The organism is Candidatus Binatia bacterium, assembly GCA_036493895.1.
GTDB lineage: Bacteria > Desulfobacterota > Binatia > UBA1149 > CAITLU01 > DATNBU01.
In genome coordinates, this window is record DASXOZ010000078.1 from 1 (window position 1) to 25,868 (window position 25,868).

The following is a 25,868-nucleotide window of genomic DNA, read 5'->3' on the forward strand; positions in this document are numbered from 1 at the left end:
AAGGAGCACCGAACAGGTGCTGCGCTATCCGAAGGAGCACCGAACAGGTGCTGCGCTATCCGAAGGAGCACCGAACAGGTGCTGCGCTATCCAAAGGAGCACCGAACAGGTGCTCCGCTATCCAAAAGGAGCACCGAACAGGTGCTCCGCTATCGAAGGAGCACCGAACAGGCCGGTGCCGCCGTGCGTCCAAAGCCGGCATGGAAAGCGACTCGACCTCGCCCCCCCGATCACGCGCACACGGCCTGCTGCGATTTCTCACGTGGACTGCCTGGAGTCTGGTCGCGACGCTGGTGACGCTGCTGCTCCTCGTCGTCGGCATCACGCTCGGCTGGCATCACCTCGTTCCGTACGCCGCGACGATGATTTCGAAGTCGACGGGGCGCGAATTCCGCATCGACGGCGACACCGAGCTGCGACTGTTCTCGTGGCGACCGCACCTCGTGCTGGAGAAGGTGAGCTTCGCGAACCCGCCGTGGAGCCACCAGCCGAAGATGCTCGACGTCGGGCGGTTTCGCGTCTCCGTCGCTCTCAATCGCCTGCTGCAAGGGCGCTACGTGATCCCGCGAATCACGGTCGATGACGCGACGATTCACCTCGAGCAGCGCGCCGACGGAACCGACAACTGGACCCTGTGGGCGACCAAGGCCGTCAAGCCGAGCAGCCGCTCCCGGGTGCCGCAGCTGCGACATCTGCGCGTCTACAAGACCCACTTGACGTACACGCGCGAAGGTGCGCCGCAGTCCACGACCGACCTCGTGCTCGACAAGGCGCGCGGGGGCCTGGCCAAGGGCACGCGCCTGGTGGGTGACGGCAGCTACCAGCACCATCCCGCGCGAGTCGCCATCGAGGCAGGCTCGATCGATGAGCTGAACGATCCGACTCATCCCTATCCGCTGGACATGACACTGCGTGCCGGCTCGACCAGCGCACACATCGTCGGTCACCTGACCGGAGCGGTCGACAGCGGCGGCCTGGACGTCACGATGAACATCCAGGGCGATTCCCTGGCCGATCTCTTCCCGCTCGTCGGCGTCTCGATGCCCGACTCGCCGCCGTACAAGCTCACCGGAAAGCTCGAGCACGAAGGCAAGGTGTGGCGTTTCCAAAGCTTCGAGGGACGCATGGGCGACAGCGATCTCGGCGGCGTGCTCAGCGTCGACACCGCGCCGAAGCGCCCGAAGATGACCGCGGACCTGCATTCGAAGCTGCTCGATTTCGACGACCTCGCGGGCCTGATCGGTGCGCCTCCGCGCACCGGACCGGGTCAAACCGCGTCGCCGGAGCAGAAAGCCGAAGTGCAGGAGACCGAGGCGCAGGGACGCGTACTGCCCGACGCACCGGTGGACGTGCCGAAGCTGCAGGCGATGGACGCCGATGCACACCTGCTCGCCACGCGAGTCAACGCTCCGAACCACGTTCCGGTCGACAAGATCGATCTTCACCTCATCCTCGACAACGGCACGCTGCGCGCGGATCCCGCCTCGTTCGACGTGGCCAATGGACAAGTGCGCATGACGGCGAGCGTCCACACCGACGGCCGGCCGCTGCGAGCGGACGTCGACATCGAGGCGCGCGAGCTCGATGCCGCCAGGATCCTCGGCCCGACACCGTTCACCGAGCACTCCGGCGGCAAGATCGGTGGCGAGGTCAAGGTGGAAATGCAGGGGGGCTCGCTGCACCAGCTGGCATCGACCGCCAACGGCCGCATCCAGTTCGCGCTGGCCGATGCGCAGGTCAGCCACCTGCTGGTCGCGCTCATCGGCCTCGACGTGCAACACGTGCTCGGAATCGCGCTGACGGGCGACGAACCGCTGCCGGTGCGGTGCGCGGCCTTCGACCTGGCTGCGACCAACGGCAAGCTCCAGAGCAAGCTCGCCGTGATCGACACCGACAAGTCCAACATCACCATGGCTGTCGACCTCGACCTCGGCACCGAGCAGCTCGACGCCGAGATCATGCCGCACCCGCGCACCGTGAGCCTGCTCAGCCTTCGCCAGAACCTGCACGTCGGCGGACGCCTGGCCAAACTCGACTACTATCCCGACCCGCTGAAGATGGGCCGCGCGCGCGAGGCGGTGCAGAAGATCGACTTCGCGCTGGCGCCGATCATCGGACTGCTGACGCCGTTCGATGTGCCGACCCAGAAGAAGAACAACGACAACGGGTGCTCGGCGTTTCTGAGCGAGCAGTCCGAGCAGGGCCTCGTCCAGGAAGCGGGGGCAGGCGAGCCGCCGCAGCGCAAGGCAGTCGTCGCACATACTGCGCGAGCGGCGCAGGCGGCTGCGGCTTCGGGGAAACCGGTGACGGTTTCGCAGCGGGTGGCGAAAAAGTTCGAGAAACGACAGTCCCAGCACCCGCACCGGTAATCGGCGATACCGCGGAAACGGCGGGCCACAAGGGCGCGTCGTGCCGGGTCGCTCAGTTCTTGAGCGAGGCCTTGATGTATTCGCGCTGCAGGATCTGGATGTGCCGGGTCGAAATGCCTTTCGGGCACACGGCTTCGCACTCGCCTTCGTTGCTGCAGGCGCCGAAGCCTTCGGCTTCCATCTTCTCGACCATGCGCACGACGCGGCGCGAGCGCTCGGGCTGCCCCTGCGGCAGGTACGAAAGATGCGCGACCTTGGCCCCGACGAACAGCATCGCGGCGGCGTTCCTGCACGCTGCCACGCAGGCGCCGCACCCGATGCAGGCCGCGGCGTCGAATGCCTTGTCTGCAACGTCCTTGCCGATCAGCAGCTCGTTGCCGTCGGGAGCCGCGCCGGTATTGGCCGAGACGTAGCCGCCGGCCGCGATGATGCGGTCGAACGCGCTGCGGTCGACGACCAGGTCCTTGACCACCGGGAATGCTTTGGCGCGGAACGGCTCCACGGTGATGGTCTCGCCGTCCCTGAACACCCGCATGAAGAGCTGGCACGCCGTCTTGCCGCTGCCCGGCCCGTGCGCGATGCCGTTGATCGTGCAGCCGCAGGAGCCGCAGATGCCTTCGCGGCAGTCGGAGTCGAAGGAGACCGTGTCCTCCCCTTTGGCAACGAGCTGTTCGTTCAGCACGTCGAGCATCTCGACGAACGACATGTCGGGAACCACGCCGGCCACCTTGTATTCGACGAGATGGCCAGGGGCGTGGGGGCCGCTCTGGCGCCACACGCGCACCCGCATCGTCATCGGCGGTGCGCCAGTCTTCTGCAGCGCGGCGCTCACTTGTAGCTCCTCTGCTTGAGCTCGATGCTCTTGAACTCGAGGTTTTCCTTGTGGAGCTCCGGCTTTTTGCCGGGTCCCTTGAACTCCCACGCGGCGACGTACGCGAAATCGGCGTCGTCGCGCAGGCACTCGCCGTCTTCGGTCTGGTACTCCTCGCGGAAATGGCAGCCGCAGGACTCCTCGCGGTCCAGGGCGTCGCGCACCATCACGTCGGCGAACTCCATGTAGTCGTCGACGCGCAGCGCGTATTCGAGCTGCTTGTTGACGTTGTCGCCGGGGCCGACGACGCGAACGTTCTGCTGGTACTCGACCCGCAGCAGGTCGACCGCTTCGAGCGCGCCGGCAAGACCGGCACGGTTGCGCGCCATCCCGACGTGGTCCCAGAGGATGCGCCCGAGAGCGCGGTGGAACTCCTTGACGCTACGGCCGCCGTTCACCGCCAGCAGGCGCGTGATGCGCTCGTCGACGGCGGACTCCGCTTCACGGAAAGCTTCGTCGTCGGTCGTGACTTTCTCGAGCTTGGTTGCGCCGAGGTAGTTCGCCAGCGTGTAGGGCACGACGAAGTACCCGTCGGCAAGGCCCTGCATCAGCGCGCTGGCGCCGAGGCGATTGGCGCCGTGATCCGAGAAATTGGCTTCGCCGAGCACGAAAAGGCCCGGCAGGTTGCTCATCAGCGAGTAGTCCACCCACAGGCCGCCCATCGTGTAGTGCACGGCCGGGTAGATGCGCATCGGCTGGCGATACGGATCCTCTCCCGAGATGTGGTGGTACATGTCGAAGAGGTTGCCGTAACGGTCGCGGATGACTTTGTCGCCGAGGCGCTTGATGGCATCGGCGAAGTCGAGGAAGACCGCCCGGCCGGTAGCGCCGACGCCGAGCCCTTCGTCGCACACCGCCTTGGCGGCCCGCGACGCGACGTCTCGCGGGACGAGGTTTCCGAACGCGGGATAGCGGCGCTCCAGGTAATAGTCGCGCTCGGCGTCCGGGATCTCCGCGGGGTGGCGCTGGTCGCCGCCGTTCTTCGGCACCCACACGCGGCCGTCGTTGCGCAGGCTCTCGCTCATCAGCGTGAGCTTGCTCTGGTGGGTGCCGCTTTCGGGAATGCAGGTGGGATGGATCTGCGCGAAGCTCGGGTTGCCGAAGTAGGCACCGCGGCGCGCGCAGCGCCACGCCGCCGTGACGTTGCTGTTGCCGGCGTTGGTCGACAGGTAGTAGACGTTGCCGTAGCCGCCGGTGCACAGCAGCACGGCGTCGGCCGCGTAGCGCTCGTACTTGCCGCTGAGCAGGTTGCGAACGACCACGCCGCGCGCACGGCCGTCGATCATCACGAGATCGAGCATCTCGCGCCGCGGCAGCACCTTGACGGTGCCCGCGTCAACCTGGCGCATCATCGCCTGGTAGGCGCCGATCAGCAGCTGCTGCCCGGTCTGGCCCCTGGCGTAGAACGTACGCGACACCTGCGCTCCGCCGAAAGAGCGGTTGTCGAGAAGGCCGCCGTACTCGCGCGCGAACGGCACACCCTGGGCGACGCACTGGTCGATGATGTGCACGCTCATCTCGGCCAGGCGGTGAACGTTGCCTTCGCGGGCACGGTAGTCGCCGCCCTTGATCGTGTCGTAGAACAGCCGGTAGACCGAGTCGCCGTCGTTCTTGTAATTCTTCGCGGCGTTGATGCCGCCCTGCGCCGCGATCGAGTGCGAGCGCCTCGGGCTGTCGAGGATCGTCATCGCCAGCACGTTGTAACCGAGCTCGCCGAGGCTTGCGGCGGCCGACGCACCGGCAAGGCCGGTGCCGACGACGATGATGTTGTACCGGCGCCGGTTGGCGGGGCTGACGAGCCACGCATGCCCCTTGTAGTCGGACCACTTGGTCTCGATCGGCCCGGAAGGAACCTTGCCGTCGAGACTCACGACGCACCTCGCAGGATCACGTACACCGGCACGGCCATGAACCCGACGGTGAGGGCCACCGCGAGCGCCTGGCCGAAGCGGCGCAGCTCGCGACTGTAGGAGACGCCGAGAGATTCGAAACCGCTGCCGAATCCGTGCCAGGCGTGGACTCCGAGAATCGGCAGCGCGACGAGGTACCACGTCGTGTAGAGCGGGCTGCGGAACACCTCGAGCACGAGACGGTAGAGGTCGCGCATCGAGCCGTCAGCGGTCGTGTAGTGGGGTCCGAACTTGAACGTCACCAGGTGCAGCGGGACGAACACCAGCATGACGATGCCGCTGAAGATCATCGTCGAGGACGCCAGGCTCTTGCGGCCCGTGGCATCCGCCTTCGTCTTCTGCTGGTACGCGATGGGGCGCGCCGCCCTGTTGCGGTGCGTGACGACGATTCCCGAGACGAGGTGGGCGACGAAGAACAGCAGCAATCCCGCTTCGGCTAGATAGAGCAGCGGATTGCTCGTCAGGTGGTAGCTGTAGGCGTTGTAGGCGTCCTTGTCGAAGATCACGAGAAGGTTGGCCAGCATGTGGGTGATGAGGAAGCCGATCAGCAGCAAGCCGGTCGCCCCCATCAGCGCCTTGCGGCCGATGTCCGTTCTCAACAGTGCGAAAAAACGCTTCACAGAGCGGTCTCTCCGGCCGCTTATCTAGGCAAGCAGAAGAAAATGTAAAGATACATACCGCACAAGATGCGTACGGCTAATGGAACTCGGAGCGAGGCGCTAATGCCGTCGCGGTGCGTGTCCTCGAGCACGCGGCGGGCATGGATGTTTCAGGCGGCGCCCGCGGGGTCGGCTTCGGTGAAAACCGGAGCGAAACCGCCGCCTGCGGTGCGGAAATTCGTCGTCTGTCCCTGGTAGAGGCGCGACGCGATCATCTGCACGGCGCCGTCGTAGACGTAGCACCGGATGTCGAGCTTGAGCGGCACCTCGCGCCCCTCGACGACCACTGTGCGCTCGCTCGGAACGACGATTCGCTGCGCGACGTAGCTCCGACCCGCGATCTCGTCCCAGACTCCGCGCGTGATTCTGTCGCCGCGGTAGGCAGCCTTGCTGCCGTAGCCGCCGGCCGGCTTGAAGAACCACCGCCTGCGGTCCTTCCACAGCTCGTCGCGATTGACGTCGGTGACGACGACGGTCTGCGGCACTCCTTCGAGCAGCGCGGCGATGGTGGCGGCATCGACGGCGAGCGCTTCGAGCCCGGCCCTGCTCGACAGCAGCGCCAGGTGCCGCTTGTCGGCATACATCGCATGCGAACGCGGGCCCGGCGTGATCACCGTGAAGCCTGCCAGGTACGCTTCGCGCAGCGCCGCGGACGAAGCCTGCTCGAAGTAGAAGTCCGTGAGGCGGTTGTAGACGAGATCGATCTGCTGCCGGTCCGCGTACAGAACACCATCGCGGCACTGCAGCGCAGAGGGATCGACGATCACGGCCGCGAGCCCGGCTCTCTCGAACAGCTCGCGAAACATCAGGAACTCGGGATGCAGGTACTGGCGCTCGGGCTCGGCATCGACGATGGCGACGGAGCGCAGCGGGGCGCAGCCGCGCACGAGCTCCCACTCGCGGCGAAACATCGCGACGAACGCGGCCTCGGCGTCGCGAACGTCGCCCGGCGCAGCCAGCGCATCCTGGACTTCGGAACAGCATGCGCGCTGCGCCCGCGCGAGTGCCACGTTGAGCAGGGCGCCGCCGGCATTGGTGTTGATCTCGATCAGGCGCGGGCCGTCCGCGCCAAGATGGAAATCGTATCCGAGAAACGCACCCCGGGTTCCGGGGTCGAAGCGTGCGATCGGCGGCGCCAGCGCGAGCGCACGTGCCGCGAACGCGTCGCTGGCGACGACGCTCTCGACGGCGTCGATCACTGCTTCCATGCGGCGCACCTGGCTGCGCGTCAGGAAGACGGCGGTTTCCGAGAAGAGGTGGGGCTGGTCACGCAGGATCGACGCATAGAGACCGTCGACGGCGGCGCCGGACTCGACGGCCCTGGCCAGCGCCTGCGCGTCCACCGCGACGCAGCGGCAGCTGCGGTTGAGCTGCTCGACCAGCTCGTCGCCAGGCATCATGCGGCGACCGTAACAGAAAAGCGGGCCCGATACAGGGCCGGAGTCGGGCCCTGCACTTGCATCGACACCGCCGCCAGACCGGAATGCAGGCTGCCGCTCGCGCCTGGTCGCAATGGCTCAGTCGGACTTCGCCGAGTACCTTTCCGCGCCGTTGGATTTCGGCGTGCTGGGCGTGCTGAAGGTGGCTCCCCGGCATTTGCCCGTCTGGCTACTGATCAGCGCCAGACAAATGCCGGTTGCTGCGACGCTCGGGTCCTCGATGGTGAGACCGTCCAGGGAAGGTCACGGGCGGCCGGGATTCGGCGGCGTGATCTCTCCCTGACGGTTGATCAAGCCGCCCGGAATTTGCCTGCCGGTCTCGCGCAACTGCTTGATGTACGCGAGCTCACGTGTCGCATTGGCGTCCGAGGAATCGATTCGGAGCGCTTCGCGATATTTCGCTTCGGCCTCGTCGAGACGGTTGAGCTCGGTCAGCGAAAACCCCTGGCCACGCAGGGCATGTCCTTTCTCCTTCGCTTTCACGGCATCCGGGGCGAGGTCGGTTGCCTTCTCGGCGTCCGCGAACAGCTGCAGAGCCCGCTCGAAGTCCTTGTCCGACTGATACGTGGTGGCAAGCTCGCACAGGTACATCGAATTGCGAGGAGAAAGCATCAATGCCGATTCGAGGCTGCGTCGGGCGTCTGCGGTGCGTCCCAGCTCGAACAAAGCGTACCCTTTGAAAAAGTAAGCATCGGACCAGTACGGGTCGATGGCGGCCGCTTCGCGTCCCTGCGATGCGGCCAGCGCCATGTAGTACACCGTTTCGGCGAGGGATCGCGTACAGTACACGTTGCCGGACGAAGGATCTCCGTTCCGGTTGATCACCGTATCGAAACACCGGCGAATGGCTGCATCCTCCCGATGCTCGGAAATGAGCCGCACACCGTTCTGGAGAAGGACTTCATCGCTCGACTTGTCGTTGCAGAGCGACATGTCGTCCGCGGGCTGCGCGCCGGTCGAAGCTCGTGCGCTACAACCGGCAGCCAGCGCGCAGCCGATCAGGATCGCGGGAAAGAAAAAGTACTTCACCGGTCGCGTCCGAAGTCTATGTCGGTACGGCGGAACTGACGCAAGGCTGCGCGGAGCCGCACGCGCAGCAATCGCGCGCGTGCCCGCCGCTTCGAGGGCGCGGACGGTACGACTCCGGACTCAGGCGAACCCGCCGACGTACGGCAGCGCCGAAGCCGTGCGCGCGATGTCGGCTTTCGATTCGAGCAGCTGCCCGATCGGGTCCCACGTTCCTGTCGTCAGCACTTCGCGCGCCGACGGCTTGATCGCCAGCGGAAGACGCAGGTCGCCGGCCGTGACGACCATCTGCTCGAGGTCGATCGTGATCACGGTCGAGGGCGCAGCCTCGACGCACGCCACCAGGCGACGGATGTCGTCGCCGGACAGAGTCACGCACGGCATCCCGAGCGTCGTCGAGTTGCCGAAAAAGATCTCGGCGAAACCCTCGGCGACGACGGCCTTGAATCCTGCCTTCGCGATCGCCTGCGGAGCGTGCTCGCGCGACGAGCCGCACCCGAAATTGCGGCCGGCAATCAGGATGGCGGCGCCGGCAAAGCGCGGATCGTTCAGCGGGTGCTTGCGCATGTTCTCCTGCTCGTCGAAGCGCACGTCGAAGAAGAAGTAGCGCCCGAGGCCGTCGAATGTCACGCACTTCATGAAGCGCGCAGGGATGATGCGGTCGGTGTCGATGTCGTCGCCGGGCACGGCCACGCCGCGACCGCTGATGCGAATGATCTTTTCCAGTGCCATCGTCTGTTCCTCGAATCCCCGGTTGCGGCTCAGATGCGAAACGTTTCGCGCGCGTCGGCGACGCAGCCTTCGACAGCCGCGGCTGCGACCATGACCGGGCTCATCAGAACGGTGCGCCCGGTCGGGCTGCCCTGGCGTCCCTTGAAGTTGCGGTTGGACGACGATGCGCAGAACTGGTCTCCGATGAGCTTGTCGGGATTCATCGCCAGGCACATCGAGCAGCCGGCCTCGCGCCACTCGAAACCGGCATCGGTGAAGATGCGATCGAGTCCTTCGGCGATCGCCGCGCGCGCGACGTCCTGGGAGCCCGGCACGGCCAGCGCGCGCACGCCGGGCGCGACGTGCCGCCCCTTGAGGTAGCGTGCGACCTCGCGGAAGTCGGACAGGCGCCCGTTCGTGCAGCTTCCGATGAAACACACGTCCACCCTGGTGCCGCGGATCGGCGCTCCACCGTCGAGCTTCATGTACTCGAGCGCCTCGCGAATGCCCGCAGCCTCGCTTTCGCTCGCCGCTGCAGCCGCGCTCGGAATGTTCTCGTTGACGCCGATGGCCTGTCCGGGGTTGATCCCCCACGTCACCGTCGGCGCGATGTCGGCAGCGTCGATGCGCACGACGTCGTCGTAGTCGGCGTCGGGGTCGGAAGCGATGGCTTTCCAGTAGTCGACGGCGCGATCCCACGCGTCGCCCGACGGCGCGAACGCACGGCCACGCAGGAACTCGTACGTCTTCTCGTCGGGATTGACGTAGCCGACGCGCGCGCCGCCTTCGATGGCCATGTTGCACACCGTCATGCGTTCTTCCATCGTCAGGCCGTCGATGGTCGAGCCCGCGAACTCGTAGGCGAAACCGGTGCCGCCGTTGACGCCGAGAGTGCGGATCACGTGCAGGATGATGTCCTTGGCGTAGACTCCGGCGCCGAGCTTGCCGTCGACCTGGACGCGGCGCACTTTCATCGGCGCCAGCGCCAGCGTCTGCGTCGCCAGCACGTCGCGCACCTGCGTGGTGCCGATGCCGAACGCGATCGCGCCGAACGCACCGTGCGTGGAGGTGTGCGAATCCCCGCACGCGATCGTCATGCCCGGCTGCGTGATGCCGAGCTCCGGTCCGATCACGTGGACGATGCCCTGCTTGCCGCTGTCGGTGCCGAAGAATCGGATGCCGAATTCGCTGCAGGCTTTCTCGAGCGCGACCATCATCCCTTCGGCCAGCGGATCGGCGTAGGGACGCGCCTGCGTGTCGGTAGGCACGATATGATCGACAGTCGCGAAGGTGCGGTCCGGCCTCAGCACCGACAGCCCGAGGTCGCGCAGCATCCCGAACGCCTGGGGGCTGGTGACTTCGTGGATCAGGTGGGCTCCGATGAAGAGCTGCACCCCGCCGCCCGGCAGCTCGCGGACGGTGTGACGCTCCCACACTTTCTGGAACAGGCTCTTTCCCATCCGGCGAGTATCGACGATCCCAATTGTTTAGTCTAGTGACATATTCTTAGCTTTATGCTAAGTTTTTCTTCATGTTCGACGCCGCCCTGCTGCCGGCGCTTCACGACGCACTGACCGTTGCGCGGCATGGCTCGGTGGCGCGAGCCGCCGAAGCCCTCTTCAAGACTCCGTCGGCAGTCAGCCAGCAACTGCGCCGCATCGAACAGCACTTCGGCGTCTCGCTGTTCGAGCGCGACGGGCGCGGCATCCGGCTGACGGCCTCGGGCGAGGCGTTCCTCGGCCCGGCGACGCGCCTGTTCGACGAGGCGGAGTCGGTTTGCGACCTTCTCGATTCGATGGCGGGGGCGCCGGTGGCCACCGTGCGCATCGCCGCCAGCGACTACCTCGGAAAGGAGCTGCTGGCGCCGGTGCTGCGCGACATCCAGCTCGGGACGCCGGCGGTCGGCGGCTCCGCTTCCCGGGCCAGCGCGCCCGACCAGCGCAGCCTCGCGCCGGCGCTGCGCGTCGCGATTACGACCGCGCATTCTTCGGAGGCCGTGCGGCTGCTCGAGCTCGGCCAGGTGGACGCGGCAATCGTCAGCACCGCCTCGACACTGCCCGGCCTCGACGAGCACCTGCTGTTCGAGCAGCCGCTTCAATGGATCGCCGCGCGCCGCGATCCGCCGATGCCGGTGATGGAGCGGCTGGCAACGGAGCCGGTGCTTCGCCTGGCCGCCGGCAGCCTCGGCCGAAGCGTCCTCGATGCCTGGCTCGAGCGTCATGCAATCCAGCCGGCCTCGACGATCGACGTCCCGGGCGTCTCGCTGCTGATCGACTACGCGACCACCGGCTGCGGCATCGGCCTGGCGCCTGCATTGCCGCTTCGCGAGCTCGACTCGCGGCGCCTGTTCATCGAGGACGCCGGGCTGCCTCCTCTTCCCGTCCGTCTCGTGATGAGGCCGAGCTTCCCGGTGGCACCGCCGATGGCGATGCTGCTCGAGCGCGTCAAGGCGCGCGGACTGGCACTGGCCAAGCTGCTGGCGGCCGACCGCCGCGGCGGCGGCCGAAAAGGCCGAAAAGCCGCTCTTTTTCCTGCGGAACGCGGGTGAGCGTTTTTTTGCGCGGGCCGGTCGCGTTACGGTTTGCGGCTACGATGCCGCCCGGAACTGAAAACGGCAGCGCCACTGCGCATTCCCGTTCCACTGCGGGCGCGGACGCTGCGGCCGATGCGCGCCACACCGGCCGCATCCTCAAGTGGAACGACGAGCGCGGCTTCGGGTTCATTCTTCCCGAGGACGGCGGCCAGACCGTGTTCGTGCACATCTCGGGTTTCCGCTCTTCCGGACGGCGTCCGAAAGAGGGCGACGCGGTCTATTTCCGCATCGATCGCGAAGACCGGCGCACCAAGGCCGTGGACGTGCGCATCAAGGGCCTTCCGCTGCCCGACACCGTCACGGTCGCCTACGCAGTCGGTGCGCTCTGGCTCATCGCGCTGATCGGCTTCCTCTTCGATGTCGACCAGATCGGATGGCCGGTGTTCCTCTACCTGATGATGAGCGTCATCACGTTCGGCTTCTATTACGTCGACAAGAAGCGGGCCGAGGCGCGGCGCTGGCGCATCACCGGCACGACGCTGCACGTGCTCGAAGCGGTCGGCGGCTGGCCGGGAGCGCTGCTGGCGATGGCGATGCTGCGCCACATGACACGCAAGCGCGAGCACCTGACGATTCTTTCGGCGATCGTCGTCCTGCACCTGGTGGGCTGGGTAGTCTGGTCGTTGTACCAGCCTGCCGGCTGACCGTTCACGCTCTGGCAGCGGGCGCCGTCCCTACGAAGCAGCACGCGGGCTGTCGCACAGCCGCGAAATGCGTACTGCCCCGGATTTCAGGAATCGGACGGGAAGCGTGGCAGCGGCTCGTTGCCGGCGGCTTCACGCTGGAGGATTTTCTGCGGGACCTTGCCGCGCGGAAAGCCGTACCAGGCCTCGCCGACGTTGACGAGCACGGCTTCGTCGGGAATCGGCATGCGCGGCGGCACCGTCGTCTCCAGGCTGTCCATGATCTTCACCCACGCCGGCAGCGCAGTGACTCCGCCGGTTTCCTTCGGGCCGATCGGCTCCGGGCCGTCGGATCCGACCCAGACGATCGTCGTGTGGTTGGCATCGAAACCGTCGAACCACGCGTCGATGCACTCGTTGGTCGTGCCGGTTTTTCCCGCGCGATCGTAGCCTTCCTTGTACGCGCGCTTGGCGGTGCCGGATTTGACGACCTCGCGCATCATGTCGACCATCTCGTAGGCGACTCCTGCCGGCAGTGCGCGCGGCTGCGGCCCTCCGGGCAGGCGGCCGACGACTTCTCCGTCGACGACGACGTTTCCGCCGGCCACTCCGAGCAGCTTGCCGGTCTGGTCCTTGATCGAATCGATCATCACCGGCTCGACCGGCGAGCCCATGCGCGCGAGCGTCGAATACGCCGCCGCCATGTCCATCGGCGTCACTTCGCTGCTGCCGAGCGCGATCGACATGTCGGGACGGATCGGAGTGCGCACGCCCATCGCGCGCGCCGTCTCGATCACGCGGCGAGGCCCTAGCTCCAGCACGAAGCGCACCGACACGGTGTTCAGGCTCTTGGCCAGCGCGAAGCGCATCGGCAGGTCGCCGTAGTACTTGTCCTCGTAGTTGGCCGGCGTCCACATCTTGCCGTTGCCGCCCGGCAGCGAGATCGGCGCGTCGTGGACGATGTCGAGCTGGTTCTTGCCCGACTTGAGCGCGGTGCTGTAGACGAACGGCTTGAAGCTGCTGCCCGGCTGGCGATGCGCCTGCGTTGCGCGCACGAAACCCTCGAGCACGTCCTCGTAGCCGCCGACGATCGCGCGCACGCGGCCCGTCGCATTGTCGACGACGACGGATGCGCCTTCGGCCCACGGCGCGGGATCGAGCTTGACGGTCTTCTCGTCGATGTCGCAGACGCGAAGCACGTCGCCGTTGCCGGCTTCGGACGAAATCGTGCGCTTGCTCTTGCCTCCGGCGGTGCGAACCAGCACGCCGCGGTCGGATTTGACGAGCGAGAACGTGAACGGCCCGGCCTCCAGCTGGTCGACTCCCTTCGGACCGACGATCACCTGGAAGCAGTCGTCGGGCTTCGGCATCGCGACGGCAGGAATTTTCGGCGGCTCCAGCGGTACGGCCGGCTTGGCAGCGCGGGCGGTCCTGTGCGCCGAAGTATGGCTGCGCGCCGCCTTGGCGGCCGCCTTTCGCGCCTCCGCCTCGCGGGCCTTCCTCGCGGCTTCGGCGGCGGCCTTGATCCTCGCTTCTTCCTCGTCGTCGGTCGTCGCCCCTTCGGGCTCGGCGATTCTCTGCAGGCCGGCCGCGCGCGCCAGGAACCACTGGCGCTGGGAGTCGGGCACGTGCTGGACGACGCCGCGGCGCCCTCTTCTTTCGTCGACGCCGACCAGCGCTTCGCGCACCGCGGACTCGGCGGTCTGCTGGGTCGAAAGGTCCAGCGCCGTGTAGACGTGGAACCCTTCCGACATCGGGGTCGTGGTGCCGAAGAGGCGGCGGATCTCGCGGCGCACTTCGGTGATGTAGGCCAGGCCGACGGCAGGCAGGGTCGGCCTCTCGGTCGGGGCCAGCACCGGCTCCTGCGCGAAGCGCTTGGAGTCGGCCAGCGTCATGTAGCCTTCCTCGACCATGCGGCCGAGCACGTAGCTGCGCCGCATGATCGTGTTCTCGGGATGCTTGTGCGGCGAGTAGCGCGTCGGCGCCGGAACCAGGCCGGCAAGCGTCGCGGCCTGGCCCGGGTCGAGCTCGGCCGCGGGCTTGCCGAAGTAGTCGAGCGCGGCAGCCTCCACTCCGTAGTTTCCCGAGCCGAGGTAGACATAGTTGATGTAAAGCTCGAGCAGCTCCTTCTTGCTCAGCTCGCGCTCGAGGCGAAGCGCGAGCACCGCTTCGCGCATCTTGCGGATGTAGCTTCGCTCTTTGCCGACCAGCAGGTTCTTGACGATCTGCTGCGTGATCGTCGAGCCGCCCTGGTGCACGCCTCCGCGCAGGAAGTTGGACACGAATGCGCGCGCCATCCCGGCGGGGTCGACGCCGCGGTGCTCGAAGAACCGGCGGTCCTCGGCCGCGACGAAAGCCTGCCAGACGAAGTCGGGCAGCGACTTGATCGGGACCCAGATGCGACGCTCGATGTAGAATTCGTCGACCTTGGTTCCGGCCGAATCGTAAATGACGCAGTTCGAAGGAGGGCGGTAGGCTTGAACGTGGGCAAGGTTCTCGGGCAGAGTGGCAAGCACGTTGTCGTTGAGCCAGTGCCAGCTCCAGATCCCACCCACGATGGCCGCTAGAAAGCCGACGAACAGCGCCGTGCGCACGAAGCGCCGCGCGCTGCGAAACCTCCTGCGCCGCGCCGGCTTCTTCGGCTTCTCCGGATTTTCCGGATTTGGCGGCGGCGCTTCGCCGTCGCTGCGCCCCTCCCCGCTCACATCCTTCGCCATCGCGGCTGTACTTATAGCAGTGGCGGGCTGCGAATCCCGCATCGAGACTCCGAAGAGCACCCTGCAGAGCACGCTCGATGACGCGTGGAAACCGCCCGAAGAGGACGTCTTCCCGGCCGCCACCGACGTGCGCATCGAGCCGGTCAAGGATTTCGGCGGCCACCGTTACGCACACGAGGTGGCCGGCATCGTCGTCACGCTCTACGAGACGGGGCTGACCGATCTGGCGGGAGTGGTTCCTCACTACGACCAGAACGGTCCGCCGCCGGGTGTCGACCACTGGCTGACCGGCGGGCACAAGCACTGGAACGCGCGCTTCTCGTTCACGTACGACCGCGACCAGCTCCAGATCGTGCTTCGCCTGTGCCCCGCCAACGGCCCGTGCAAGGGCGCGTCCGCCTCCGGGCCTCGCGAATCACCCGAAGGGGCGATCACCGAGCTGCTCGTGTGGACGGCCCGGCAGATCAACACGCCGGTGCCGGCGGGAATGGTCGAGACGTGGTCGAAACCGCTTTCGTCCGACCGCTATGCCGTGCTCGTGCTCGGTCGCGCCGCCGCGTCCTGGTACGGGATGATCGATCCGGTCGATCCCCACGAGCGTGGCGACCCCGACAAGGATCCCCTTGCCCGCGTCGTGCTGATCGACCCGTCGCTGTCGATGGCGCACTACCTGATGGGCAGGCGCGCCCTCGACATCGGGCGCGCCAACATTGCCGCGCGCGCGTTCGAGCGGGCCAGGGAGACGACGCCCGACCGCTTCGTCTTCGAAGCCGCCGGAGCCGCGGCCGCCTCGGCGTCGGGACAGTGGGCCGACGCCCGCAAGCGCTGGGACGACCTCGACTCGCGCTGGCCCGACGACAGCCGCATCGTCATTCCGCGCCTGGAGACGTACCTTTCGACGGGGATGCCGGGCGAGGCGCAAACTCTCGTCGACGGCCTGCCCGACCGCTTCGACGACGACCCGGAAGTCGCGCGCCTTCGCGTCGGCATCGCCGAAAAACTCGGTCCCGGCCCCGACTACGAAAAGCTCGTCATCGCGTGGGAGAACGCAGCCGAGTACGACCCGGAGCCCGTCCGCCGTCACATTGCGCTGCGCCTGAGGGACGGCCGCCTCGTAGAAGCGTTCGATCTTCTCGGCAAGCTCGAAGCGCGCGGCGCCAGCTCCGAAGCCGAGCAGATGATGATCGCGCTCGGCGCCGACATCGGTCGTTACGAAGAAGCCGCCAAGCAGGCGGCGCTGGCCGGCAGCGATTCGCTGGCCTCCAGGCTGCGCCTTCGTGCGGCACTGGAGAAAGACCCTCACGAGATCCCGTCGGACCTCATGAAAATGCCGGATCATGATGCGAGGCTGCTGGTTGCCAAGCTGCGATCGGCAAGGGAGCCGGAGCAGGCGCTCGCCGACGTGCGCGCGCTGCTGCGCGAGGACCGGTTCCTGGCCGAAGCGCTCGCGCTCGAGATCTCTCTTCTCGAAAAGCTCGGTCGCTCGGACGAAGCCGTGCAGGCTCGCGAGCAGCTTCAGTTTGCCGATCCGGCCTTTGCCTCCGGCCCGAGGACCGTGGCGGGAGAGACCGCCGACGGCTCGCAGTCGCAGGCCTCGCTGTCCGAATAGCAGATCGACCCCGATACCAGCATGACCCCGGCCGCGGGCACTGCGCCCGGGCAAAGGAAGCCGCCGCCGATCGCGATGACGGCCACCAGTGGAGCTTTTTTTGCCGAGGCCGGCCCGTCGTCCCCTTTCCTGTCGTCTACGCCTGGAACCGGATCGGGGAAGCCCGTGCCCTTGACGAGCTCCGGCTCGCAGCCTTTGAGCAGCGGCTCGACGTATCGCTGCTGCCACGTGGACGCCTCCGGATAACCGCGCACGAGGTTGTCGACGCGCTCGAGAAGCGTCGTCACCTTGTGGTTCGTCTCCGGATCGACGAGCGGTGCGACTGTGGGCTCGACCGTCATGTTCTCGACTCGACGGGCCTGGACGCGGGCGCTCTGGACGGCGTCCCGGAACGCGCGACCGAGCTCGCGGGAGCGGGCACCGAGGTCCAACAGCCAGTCGGTCTTGCAGTCGGGAGGCTTGGCGGCGAACGCTCTTTTCTCGCCGATCGAATTGTGGACCCGGAACATCGCCGTGCCGATGGCCTCGGCCTCTTCGGTCAGACGCTGCAGTCTGGCGATTGCCTGGTTGGCCTGGACCAGGCCGGGAGCGAGGATCGACGCGTCGATGCCGTCGGAGCGGGCTGCCCCGGCGGTATCCGCCGCGAGGATTGCGGCAAGAATCCCTGCCACCACCGGAGCCACGGACCTGAGGGACATCGCGAAGGTCTGCTACCGAAGCCCCCGCCGCCGTTCAAACCACGGCCGGTGCACGGTTGGGGAAACAAGGCGCCCGGCGGGCTGGTCGTGACCTCGTTCGCGTCGAGCTTGTCGCGTGCGTCGCGGCTGTCGCGCCGGGCCGGGCGGCCGTGGAGCAAATCTCATCTTCATTCGCACGTTTCCTTGTGACCTCTTCGTGGTTCCTTGATAATCGCCGCCCGGGATTTTCGCGGCCCTTGCCCCCTCGAGGCCCGGCTGCGCTCCCTCCCGACACAACCCATGCTGGAGAAAGCAATGTCGCGATCACGATCGGGCGGGCGCGATGGCCAGGACTGCCTGCGGTCGCGGCACGTGCACATCCCGATCCGCCAGCCGGGGTCCACGATGGTGCGGCTGGCGATCGTCGCGGCGACGCTGGCCGCGCTGACGCTTGCTGCCGGCCGCGCCGCCGCCTTCGACTTCGACGACGTGTCGGCCAAGGCGAAGGCACTGGCCACGCAGCCGTTCCAGGAGCCGGTGGCCACGGTTCCGGACTGGCTCGCAAAGCTCAGCTACGACCAGTGGCGCGACATCCGATTCCGCTCCGAGCACGCGCTGTGGCGCGACCGCGAGCTTCCGTTCGAGGTGCAGTTCTTCCACCCCGGCCTCTATTACGATCGCATCGTCACGATCAGCGAGGTCGATGCGACGGGCGCGCACGTGATCCCGTTCTCGCCGAGCCTTTTCGACTACGGCAAGAACGACATCGCCAGCCGCGTTCCCCAGGACCTCGGGTTCGCCGGATTCCGGGTGCACTATCCGATCAAGTCGCCGGCCTACAAGGACGAGGTCATCGTCTTTCTCGGAGCCACGTACTTTCGCGCCATCGGCAAGGACCAGGGCTTCGGCCTGTCGGCGCGCGGGCTCGCGATCGATACCGCGGCGCCGTCAGGCGAAGAGTTCCCGTGGTTCAAGGAGTTCTGGCTGGTCAGGCCCGCAAAAGGGGCAACCAGCATGGAAATCTGGGCCCTGCTCGACAGCCCCAGCATGGCAGGCGCCTACCGCTTCGTCCTTTACCCCGGCACCCAGACCGTCATCGACGTCGAAGCGAAGCTCTTCCGTCGTCGCGAAGTCGCAAAGCTCGGGATCGGCGCCCTGACGAGCATGTTCCTGTTCGGCGAGAACACCACGCGCTGCTTCGACAACTACAGGCCCGAGGTCCACGACTCGGACGGGCTGCTGCTGTTTTCGGACACAGGCGAGTGGCTGTGGCGGCCGCTGGACAATCCCGAGACCCTCCAGGTGCACAGCTACCAGATGACCAACCCGCGCGGTTTCGGCCTGCTCCAGCGCGACCGCGACTTCCGCGACTACCAGGACCTGGAGACGCTGGCGGAAAAACGGCCGAGCGCGTGGATCACTCCGAAGGGTCCCTGGGGTCCCGGGCGCGTCGAGCTGGTGGAGATCCCGACCGACAAGGACATCCACGACAACATCAACGTCTACTGGGTTCCCGACAAGCTTCCCCCCCTTGCCGAGCCTGTGACCTTCGCGTTTCGCATGAACGCGTACGGCGAGGATCCGACGCGCCCCCCGGCGGGCCGTGCCACCGCCACGCGCCGCGAGCGGGGGACCAATGCCGGAACCTACCGCTTCGTCGTCGACTTCGAGGGTAGACAGCTCGAGAAGATTCCCGCAGACGACGTGCTGCGCGCCGTCGTCAGCGTCGCCGGCGGAGACGAAAAGGCGCGCATCGTCGCCCAATACGTGATCAAGATGCCGACTGGAGGCTGGCGACTCGGCTTCGAAGTGGAGCCCGAGAGCAAGGGCCCCCTCGAGCTGCGCGCCTACCTCGACAAGGCAGGTAGTGCGCTGACCGAGACCTGGTCCTACTCACTGGTGCAATGACGCGGCCATGGTGGCCGCCCGCACCGAGGAAGAAATGGCGACGAGCGAATCCGGCGCAGGCGCAGCAGCGATGAACGGCCACGCGGCCGAGTCGCCGCCGCCGCGTCCGCCCGTCGGCTCGGGAGCCTCCACCAGGCTTCTCCACGACTGGCGAAGCGCGCACCATCGCTGCCTCGACTATCTGCTGAGGCTCGGCATGGCCGAGCGCGAAGCACGGCCGCTGGCATCGGAGGCCGTGGCGCGCGCGATCTCCCGTGAAGACTGGCAAGAAGGTGCCGACGCGTATTCCGAAGCGCTGCGCTCGATGCGCGAGCTCGTCGTCGAAAAGCTGCCCCGCGACGCCGAAGCGCCGTGCCCCGGCGTCGACGACTTCACCGCGTGGCGCGCCGACGTCGCCGCGTCGGGCGGCGAGAGCGCAGCGGCGAAAAAGGCATCGGTCGTCTCGATGCCGCCGATCCTTCGGGGACAGATGCCGCGAGCAGCGCTGCAGCGTCACTTCTTCCGTCCCCGCACCGACCGCCTGAGTGCCGACGAACAGGCGATGCACGAACGCAGCGGGCACGCCGGCGAGGGGACAAATCCCGGTGAGCCCGCGCGCCGCCGCCGCAGCGACCTGCCGTGGACGCGACGCGCCAGCCGGCGCCGGCGCTTCCTGATGACGCTCGTGCTGATCCCGAGCATCATCGCGAGCGAGTTCATGCTCGACGTGCTTCCGCAAAAAGGCGGCAACGCGCTCGAGCTGCTGATCGTACTGTTCTTCGGCGCGCTGTTCGGCTGGATCTCGATCGGTTTCTGGACCGCGCTCTACGGTTTCTACACGCTCACTCGCAAGGAAGAACGGTTTCGCATCACGTATCTCGCCGACGGCGATTCTCATCCTCCGATCGACGCTCGAGCGCGCACCGCGATCGTGATGCCGATCTGCGAGGAGCCCGTCGAGCGCGTCTTTGCCGGACTTCGCGCGATCCAGCAATCGGTGGACCGCACCGGCAGCGGCGAGCGTTTCGATTTCTTCGTGATCAGCGACAGCGGCGATCCGGCCACCGGGATCCGCGAAGAGGAAGCGTGGCTGCGGTGGTGCCGCGAAACGGGCGGCTTCGGCCGCATCTTCTACCGGCGCCGCCGCATCCGGCTCAAGCGCAAGAGCGGCAACGTCGCCGACTTCTGCCGCCGCTGGGGCCGCAAGTACCGCTACATGATCATGCTCGACGCCGATTCGATCATGAGCGGGCCGACACTGGTGCGCCTGGTGCAGCTCATGGAGAAGCACCCGACGGCCGGCATGGTGCAGACCGCGCCGACGGCGGTGTACCGGCGCTCGATCTTCGGAAGAGTACAGCAGTTTGCCGGTCGTCTTTACGGACCGATGTTCACCGCGGGGCTGCATTACTGGCAGCTCGGCGACGGCCAGTACTGGGGCCACAACACGGTCATCCGCATCGCCCCGTTCATGGAGCACTGCGGACTGCCGCCGCTTCCCGGCAAGCCTCCGCTCGGCGGCGACATCCTCAGCCACGATTTCGTCGAAGCTGCCCTGATGGGCCGCGCCGGCTGGTCGCTGTGGCTCGCGTACGATCTTCCCGGCAGCCTCGAGGAGACGCCATCGTCGATGCTCGAGGAAATGAAGAGGGACCGGCGCTGGTGCCAGGGCAACCTCCAGCACGTGCGCCTGCTGTTCACCGAAGGCCTGTTCGGCGCCCACCGCGCCTTGTTCCTCAACGGCGCGCTCTCGTACGTGTCGGCGCTGCTGTGGTTCAGCTTCCTTTTGCTGTCGACTGCCGAAGCGATCCATTTCGCGCTCACCAAGCCGGACTACTTCCCCGAAGGCCGCACGCTGTTCCCGCAGTGGCCGGTGTGGAGACCGGACTGGGCGCTGATGCTGCTGGCCGTCACCGGCGTGATCCTGTTCCTGCCCAAGGTGCTCAGCATCGTGCTCGTGTTCCTGCGGCGCCAGACGCGCTCGTTTGGCGGAGCGCTGCGCCTGGTCGTCAGCGTGCCGATCGAAATCGTGCTGTCGAGCCTGTTCGCGCCGATCCGGATGATCTTCCACACGCGTTTCGTCATCACGAACCTGATGGGGCGCACCGTCGGCTGGAAGTCCCAGCCGCGCGAAGATGCCGAGACGACGTGGAAGGAAGCGATCACGCACCACGGCGGGGACACCGTGTTCGCGTGCATGTGGGCGGGGCTGCTGTTCTGGCTCAGCCCTCATTATTTCTGGTGGGTGATGCCCGTCGTCGGCGCGCTGATCCTCTCGATTCCGGTCTCGGTGTTCGTCAGCAAGATCGATCTCGGCGACCGCATCCGCCGCCTCGGCCTGTTCGTGATCCCGGAAGAAGTCGAGCCGCCGCGCGAGCTGCAGGAGCTCGATTCGCAGATGGCCGGCGCGTTCGAATATGCCGCAAGCCGGCCGGCGCCGTGGCGCGACGGTTTTGCGCTGGCCGTCGCCGATCCGCTGATGAACGCAGTGCACCGCTGCCAGCTTGGCGGCCCGAGGAGAGTCCGCTCGCAGATCCGCGAGGCGCGCCGCAGCGCGTTGGACGGTGTCGTTACCGCGGGGCCCGCATCGGTGGACGTCAAGCGACGCAGGATGATCCTGAACGATCCCGAGCTGATCGAAGAGATCCACTGGCGCCTGTGGCGCTGCGACGACGATGAAATCACGCGGCGCTGGGGCGTCGGGTGACCGCATCTTCACGGTACGACAACCGGGGCGAGTCGTGTTTTTCGGTAATCTGCAGGGCCATTGACGGTATCGGGCGTGCAGGCTATCAGCCGCCGTGCCTGCGACGCCTCCACCTCAACTTGCCCAGCTCAACGTGATCGCGGCCGCCGTCCGGGCGATTCTCGCGCGCACGGCGCCTCCTGCCACTGCCTCGCGCGACGTCGTCGAGGCTGACGTTGCCACGCTCGTGGCGCAGCAGATCGCGGCGATGCCGACGTTCCTGCGCCTTCCGTACCGCGCCGGCCTGACATGCTTCGACGCGCTTCCGCTGCTGCGCTGGGGTCGTCGCTTTCGCGACCTCGACCCGCCCCGGCGAGACGCGTGGATCACGGCGTGGGACGAGAGTCGCATCGGTGCGACGCATTCGTTCGTCAAGCTCATCCGCAGCTGCACGCTGCTCGCGTGGTTCGACGATCCTCGCGTCACGTCGACGAGCGCATGAGCGAGCGGCTGCGAACCCAGGCCCTCGTGATCGGATCGGGAGCGGGCGGCGCGGTGACTGCGGCGACTCTCGCCGAGGCCGGCTTCACCGTGACCGTCCTCGAGGAAGGGCCGGACGTCGACACGTCGGCGATGGCCACGCACACGCCGGAGGCGATGATCTCGCTGTATCGCAACGCCGGCCTGACTCCGATCCTTGGCGACCCCGCCATCGCGTTCGTCGAGGGCCGATGCGTCGGCGGCTCGACCGAGATCAACAGCGCGTTGTTCCACCGCCTGCCGTCGCAGTGTTATTCGCGGTGGAAGTCCGATGTCGGAGCGCTCGACCTCGAACAGAAAGACCTCGAGCCGTATTTCGACCGTCTCGAGAGCGCCCTGTCCGTCTCCACGCTGCCAGCGGGACAGATCCCTGCGAGCTCGGCGGTGTTCCGGCGCGGAATCGAGGCTGCCGGCTGGAAGTACGTCGAGGTGCCGCGCTGTCATCGCGGCCAAGACACCCGCGCGCACGCGCCAGGTGCCAAGCAGTCGATGCAGAGAACGTTCCTGCCGCGCGCCCGCGCGGCAGGCGCCGAAGTGCTCTCCGGATGCCGCGCGCAGCGCCTGCGTCACGCAGGCGGCCGCGTGACGGCCGTCGAAGCGGAGCGAACCTCAGGTGGGCGGCGCACCAGGCTCGAGATCCTGCCCGATTTCGTCGTGCTTTGCTGCGGCCCGATCCAGACGCCCGTGCTGCTGCGGCGAAGCGGCATCAAACGCAACGTCGGCGACCGCCTCGCGATCCATCCGATGATCAAGGCCGCTGCCGTGTTCGATGACGTCATCGATGCGCACGAGTCTCCGATTCCGGTCTACCAGGTCACTGAGTTCTGGCCCACGCTCACCCTCGGCGGCTCGGTGTTCACGCCCGGGTTCCTCGCGATGCACCTGGCCGATTCGTGGAGGCTGCGCAGCGCGGTGATGGAGCAGTGGCGCCACGCGGCTTTGTTTTACGCGCAGAGCCGCGCAGCCGGGCTTGGCACCGTGCGCGCGATTCCGGGGCTGGCCGACGGGGCCATCGTCCGTTACGACGTCACGGACGCCGACCGGAAAAACCTGCTGACCGGGCTCGGGCTTCTCGCCGAGTGCCTGCTTGCGGGCGGCGCACGCGCTGTCTACCCGTCGATCATCGGACAGCCGGTGATTCACGACATCGATCACGCGCGGGCACTGGCGAAGATGGACGTGCCGGTATCCGCGATGAGCCTTACCACGGTGCATGCCTTCAGCACCTGTCCTTTCGGCGAGAACCCGGACCGCTGCGTCGTCGACTCCCGCGGTCGCGTGCACGGATTTTCGAACCTGCACGTGCACGACGCGAGCGTCCTGCCCGACGCACCGGGCGTCAATCCGCAGGGCCCGACGATGGCGCTCGCGGCGCGCAACAGTGAGCACCTGGCCGAAAGCCGCAGGACGCGAAGCTCCGGCGCACGCGCGCACGAGCCGGAGCACGCGGACGTGCTCGTCACCGGCACGCCAGGCTGGCTCGGTACACGCCTGGTGGAAGCACTGGTTCGAGGGCTGCCCGACGATCCGCGCTTCCGGCAACCGCTGCGCGATCGCCGCATCCGCTGCCTCGTCCAGGGCGGCACCGATGTCGCGCCGCTCGTCGCGCTCGGCGACCAGCTCGACGTTGTCGTCGGAGACCTTACCGACCGCGACTCGCTTGCCGGGTTCTGCCGCAACGCCGAAGGAGCCCTGCTCTTGCACAGCGCAGGGCTGATCCATCCGGCGCGCCGCACGGCCGATTTCGAGACGGTCAACGTCAACGGGACGAAGAATCTGCTCGCGGCAGCGGTGGCGGCCGGAATTCGCCGCTGCGTTGCCGTTTCGTCGAACTCGCCGCTCGGGCTCAATCCGTCTCCCTCGCACCGGTTCGACGAAGAATCCTCGCTCCATCCCTATCTCGGCTACGGGCGCTCCAAGGCCAGGATGGAAGCTCTCGTCGCCGAGGCCCACGAGCGGCACGGACTGGAGACGGTGATCATCCGGCCTCCGTGGTTCTACGGTCCGAACCAGCCCGCGCGCCAGACGCTGTTCTTCACCTTGATCAAGCAGGGTCGCTTCCCGATACTGGGCGACGGGCTGCAACAGCGCTCCATGGCCTACGTCGACAACACCTGCCAGGGCCTGCTGCTCGCCGCGCAAACGCCGTCGGCGAACGGAAGGACCTACTGGATCGCCGACGAGCGTCCGTACACCGTGAATGAGATCGTCGATACAGTAGAGCAGGTGCTCGAACAGGAGTTCGGGATCGCCTGTTCCCACCGCCGCACGCGGCTGCCGGCCATCGTTGGTGCGGTCGCCAGGACGGTGGACTCGTGGATCCAGGGCGCGGGCCTGTACGAGCAGAAGATCCACGTGCTCGGAGAAATGGGCGCGACCATCGCGTGCACGATCGAGCGCGCCCGCCGCGAGCTCGGCTACGAACCGAAGATCGCCCTGCGGGAAGGAATGACCCGCTCGATCCGCTGGTGCCTTGCCCAGGGGCAGGTGATCTGACGATGGCACGCGCGCTCGTCACCGGCGGCTCGGGATACTTCGGAACGCTGCTTCGCGATCGTCTTTGCCAGCAAGGCTACGACGTGCGGATCTTCGACCTGCTCGATGCCGACGACCGGCCTTCGTCGGTCGAGTACCTGCAGGGCGACATCCGCGACCTGGCAGCGGTCAAAAACGCTTGCGAAGGAATCGACGTCGTCTACCACAACGTTGCCCAGGTTCCGCTGGCCAAGGACCGGCACCTGTTCGATTCGGTGAACCTCGGCGGCACGCAGAATCTCGTCGATGCCGCTGCGCACACGGGCGTTCGCAGGGTGGTGCACACCTCCTCGAGCGCAGTGTTCGGAAGGCCGGAGCGAAACCCGGTGGACGAAGACACCGAGCCGCGGCCGCTGGAGGCGTACGGACGAGCCAAGCTCGACGCCGAGCGCGTGGTCACGGACGCGGCCCGCAGCGGCAAGGTGGATGCGGCAATCGTGCGTCCGCGTACGATCCTCGGCCACGGGCGGCTCGGCATCTTCCAGATCCTGTTCGACTGGGTAGAAGAAGGTCGCAAGGTGCCGGTCCTCGGCCGCGGCGACAACGTCTACCAGTTCGTGCACGCCGACGACCTGGCCGACGCGTGCATCCTCGTCGGCGCCCGCAGCGGTTTCGGCATCTACCACTGCGGTGCCGCGCGTTTCGGAACCATGCGCGAGACGCTCGAGACACTGTGCCGTCACGCGAATACCGGCAGCCGCGTCATCTCGCTTCCGATGGGGCTTGCGAAGCTGGCAATGAAGATCACCGGCACGCTCGGGCTGTCGCCGCTCGGGCCCTACCACTGGCTGATGTACGGGGAGAGTCTGTACTTCGACATCCGTCGCGCAAGGAGCGAGCTCGGCTGGGAGCCGCGCTGGTCCAACTCGGAGATGATCATCGAGTCGTACGAATGGTACCGCGCGCACAAGCGCCAGGTGCTGGCGGCAACCGGCCGCTCCGCGCATCGCTCGGCGCTTCGCCAGGGCGTGCTCGGCGTCATCAAGCGCGGACTGTGAGGAACCGGTGCTGACGAA

Annotated in this window: 18 protein-coding genes; 9 read left to right on the forward strand and 9 right to left on the reverse strand. The window is 67.1% G+C overall.

The annotated features are described in order from the left end of the window. Window positions 1-200 precede the first annotated feature (200 nt). Window positions 201-2,369, forward strand: coding sequence for an AsmA family protein (locus tag VGK20_18360; protein ID HEY2776010.1), 2,169 nt, complete (start codon window positions 201-203; stop codon window positions 2,367-2,369). A 52-nt stretch (window positions 2,370-2,421) separates the two neighbouring features. On the opposite strand, the gene VGK20_18365 is transcribed toward VGK20_18360, so the two are convergent. The 7 genes from VGK20_18365 to leuC all read right to left on the reverse strand — a co-directional run bounded on the left by VGK20_18365 (window position 2,422) and on the right by leuC (window position 10,445). Beyond that, the gene (locus VGK20_18365) at window positions 2,422-3,165 is read right to left on the reverse strand and encodes a succinate dehydrogenase/fumarate reductase iron-sulfur subunit (protein HEY2776011.1); all 744 of its coding nucleotides are present in this window, start codon (window positions 3,163-3,165) and stop codon (window positions 2,422-2,424) included. A 32-nt stretch (window positions 3,166-3,197) separates the two neighbouring features. Further along, window positions 3,198-5,111, reverse strand: a complete 1,914-nt coding sequence (locus VGK20_18370) for a fumarate reductase/succinate dehydrogenase flavoprotein subunit (GenBank protein ID HEY2776012.1) — start codon at window positions 5,109-5,111, stop codon at window positions 3,198-3,200. Then, on the reverse strand, window positions 5,108-5,770 hold the full coding sequence (locus VGK20_18375) for a succinate dehydrogenase cytochrome b subunit (GenBank protein HEY2776013.1): 663 nt from the start codon (window positions 5,768-5,770) through the stop codon (window positions 5,108-5,110). Before VGK20_18375 ends, VGK20_18370 begins: the two co-directional genes overlap by 4 nt. Window positions 5,771-5,919: 149 nt before the next feature. Beyond that, window positions 5,920-7,209 (reverse strand): hypothetical protein, encoded by a 1,290-nt coding sequence (locus VGK20_18380; protein ID HEY2776014.1) that lies wholly within the window; start codon window positions 7,207-7,209, stop codon window positions 5,920-5,922. 282 nt (window positions 7,210-7,491) lie between these two features. Beyond that, window positions 7,492-8,181, reverse strand: a complete 690-nt coding sequence (locus tag VGK20_18385; protein ID HEY2776015.1) for a hypothetical protein — start codon at window positions 8,179-8,181, stop codon at window positions 7,492-7,494. Window positions 8,182-8,397: 216 nt separating this feature from the next. Next, a complete protein-coding gene (gene leuD / locus VGK20_18390) occupies window positions 8,398-9,006 on the reverse strand; it encodes a 3-isopropylmalate dehydratase small subunit (GenBank protein HEY2776016.1) in 609 nt (202 codons plus the stop codon). 29 nt (window positions 9,007-9,035) lie between these two features. Continuing rightward, entirely contained in the window at window positions 9,036-10,445 is a 1,410-nt protein-coding gene (gene leuC, locus VGK20_18395) for a 3-isopropylmalate dehydratase large subunit (protein ID HEY2776017.1), read from the reverse strand. Between the two features lie 71 nt (window positions 10,446-10,516). Here leuC and VGK20_18400 point away from each other — a divergent pair, with 71 nt between their 5' ends. Then, window positions 10,517-11,533, forward strand: coding sequence for a LysR family transcriptional regulator (locus tag VGK20_18400; protein HEY2776018.1), 1,017 nt, complete (start codon window positions 10,517-10,519; stop codon window positions 11,531-11,533). Between the two features lie 44 nt (window positions 11,534-11,577). Further along, complete coding sequence (locus VGK20_18405) at window positions 11,578-12,222, forward strand: cold shock and DUF1294 domain-containing protein (protein HEY2776019.1); 645 nt, start codon at window positions 11,578-11,580, stop codon at window positions 12,220-12,222. 86 nt (window positions 12,223-12,308) lie between these two features. Here the strand turns inward: VGK20_18405 and VGK20_18410 are convergent, their stop codons facing one another. Then, on the reverse strand, window positions 12,309-14,918 hold the full coding sequence (locus tag VGK20_18410; protein HEY2776020.1) for a PBP1A family penicillin-binding protein: 2,610 nt from the start codon (window positions 14,916-14,918) through the stop codon (window positions 12,309-12,311). Between the two features lie 19 nt (window positions 14,919-14,937). Here VGK20_18410 and VGK20_18415 point away from each other — a divergent pair, with 19 nt between their 5' ends. Beyond that, on the forward strand, window positions 14,938-16,527 hold the full coding sequence (locus tag VGK20_18415) for a tetratricopeptide repeat protein (GenBank protein HEY2776021.1): 1,590 nt from the start codon (window positions 14,938-14,940) through the stop codon (window positions 16,525-16,527). Here the strand turns inward: VGK20_18415 and VGK20_18420 are convergent. Next, the gene (locus VGK20_18420) at window positions 16,434-17,225 is read right to left on the reverse strand and encodes a hypothetical protein (GenBank protein ID HEY2776022.1); all 792 of its coding nucleotides are present in this window, start codon (window positions 17,223-17,225) and stop codon (window positions 16,434-16,436) included. The two genes, VGK20_18415 and VGK20_18420, sit on opposite strands and share 94 nt — an antisense overlap. A 294-nt stretch (window positions 17,226-17,519) precedes the next feature. On the opposite strand from VGK20_18420, the gene VGK20_18425 reads away from it, so the two are divergent. From VGK20_18425 to VGK20_18445, 5 genes are all read left to right on the forward strand, one after another. Beyond that, window positions 17,520-19,112: a glucan biosynthesis protein G gene (locus VGK20_18425; GenBank protein ID HEY2776023.1), complete on the forward strand. Its 1,593-nt coding sequence runs from the start codon at window positions 17,520-17,522 to the stop codon at window positions 19,110-19,112. Window positions 19,113-19,119: 7 nt separating this feature from the next. Beyond that, window positions 19,120-21,798, forward strand: a complete 2,679-nt coding sequence (gene mdoH / locus VGK20_18430; GenBank protein HEY2776024.1) for a glucans biosynthesis glucosyltransferase MdoH — start codon at window positions 19,120-19,122, stop codon at window positions 21,796-21,798. 94 nt (window positions 21,799-21,892) lie between these two features. Continuing rightward, complete coding sequence (locus tag VGK20_18435; GenBank protein ID HEY2776025.1) at window positions 21,893-22,279, forward strand: gluconate 2-dehydrogenase subunit 3 family protein; 387 nt, start codon at window positions 21,893-21,895, stop codon at window positions 22,277-22,279. Then, window positions 22,240-24,813, forward strand: a complete 2,574-nt coding sequence (locus VGK20_18440; protein ID HEY2776026.1) for a GMC family oxidoreductase N-terminal domain-containing protein — start codon at window positions 22,240-22,242, stop codon at window positions 24,811-24,813. Before VGK20_18435 ends, VGK20_18440 begins: the two co-directional genes overlap by 40 nt. A gap of 2 nt (window positions 24,814-24,815) precedes the next feature. Next, the gene (locus VGK20_18445; protein ID HEY2776027.1) at window positions 24,816-25,850 is read left to right on the forward strand and encodes an NAD-dependent epimerase/dehydratase family protein; all 1,035 of its coding nucleotides are present in this window, start codon (window positions 24,816-24,818) and stop codon (window positions 25,848-25,850) included. The last annotated feature ends 18 nt before the right edge of the window (window positions 25,851-25,868 follow it).

Coding starts and splice junctions, on each gene's coding strand:
- VGK20_18360 (HEY2776010.1), top strand. CDS start 201: ATGGAAAGCGACTCGACCTCGCCCCCCCGATCACGCGCACACGGCCTG.
- VGK20_18365 (HEY2776011.1), bottom strand. CDS start 3,165: ATGACGATGCGGGTGCGCGTGTGGCGCCAGAGCGGCCCCCACGCCCCT.
- VGK20_18380 (HEY2776014.1), bottom strand. CDS start 7,209: ATGATGCCTGGCGACGAGCTGGTCGAGCAGCTCAACCGCAGCTGCCGC.
- VGK20_18385 (HEY2776015.1), bottom strand. CDS start 8,181: ATGTCGCTCTGCAACGACAAGTCGAGCGATGAAGTCCTTCTCCAGAAC.
- leuD (HEY2776016.1), bottom strand. CDS start 9,006: ATGGCACTGGAAAAGATCATTCGCATCAGCGGTCGCGGCGTGGCCGTG.
- leuC (HEY2776017.1), bottom strand. CDS start 10,445: ATGGGAAAGAGCCTGTTCCAGAAAGTGTGGGAGCGTCACACCGTCCGC.
- VGK20_18400 (HEY2776018.1), top strand. CDS start 10,517: ATGTTCGACGCCGCCCTGCTGCCGGCGCTTCACGACGCACTGACCGTT.
- VGK20_18405 (HEY2776019.1), top strand. CDS start 11,578: ATGCCGCCCGGAACTGAAAACGGCAGCGCCACTGCGCATTCCCGTTCC.
- VGK20_18410 (HEY2776020.1), bottom strand. CDS start 14,918: ATGGCGAAGGATGTGAGCGGGGAGGGGCGCAGCGACGGCGAAGCGCCG.
- VGK20_18420 (HEY2776022.1), bottom strand. CDS start 17,225: ATGTCCCTCAGGTCCGTGGCTCCGGTGGTGGCAGGGATTCTTGCCGCA.
- VGK20_18425 (HEY2776023.1), top strand. CDS start 17,520: ATGTCGCGATCACGATCGGGCGGGCGCGATGGCCAGGACTGCCTGCGG.
- mdoH (HEY2776024.1), top strand. CDS start 19,120: ATGGTGGCCGCCCGCACCGAGGAAGAAATGGCGACGAGCGAATCCGGC.
- VGK20_18445 (HEY2776027.1), top strand. CDS start 24,816: ATGGCACGCGCGCTCGTCACCGGCGGCTCGGGATACTTCGGAACGCTG.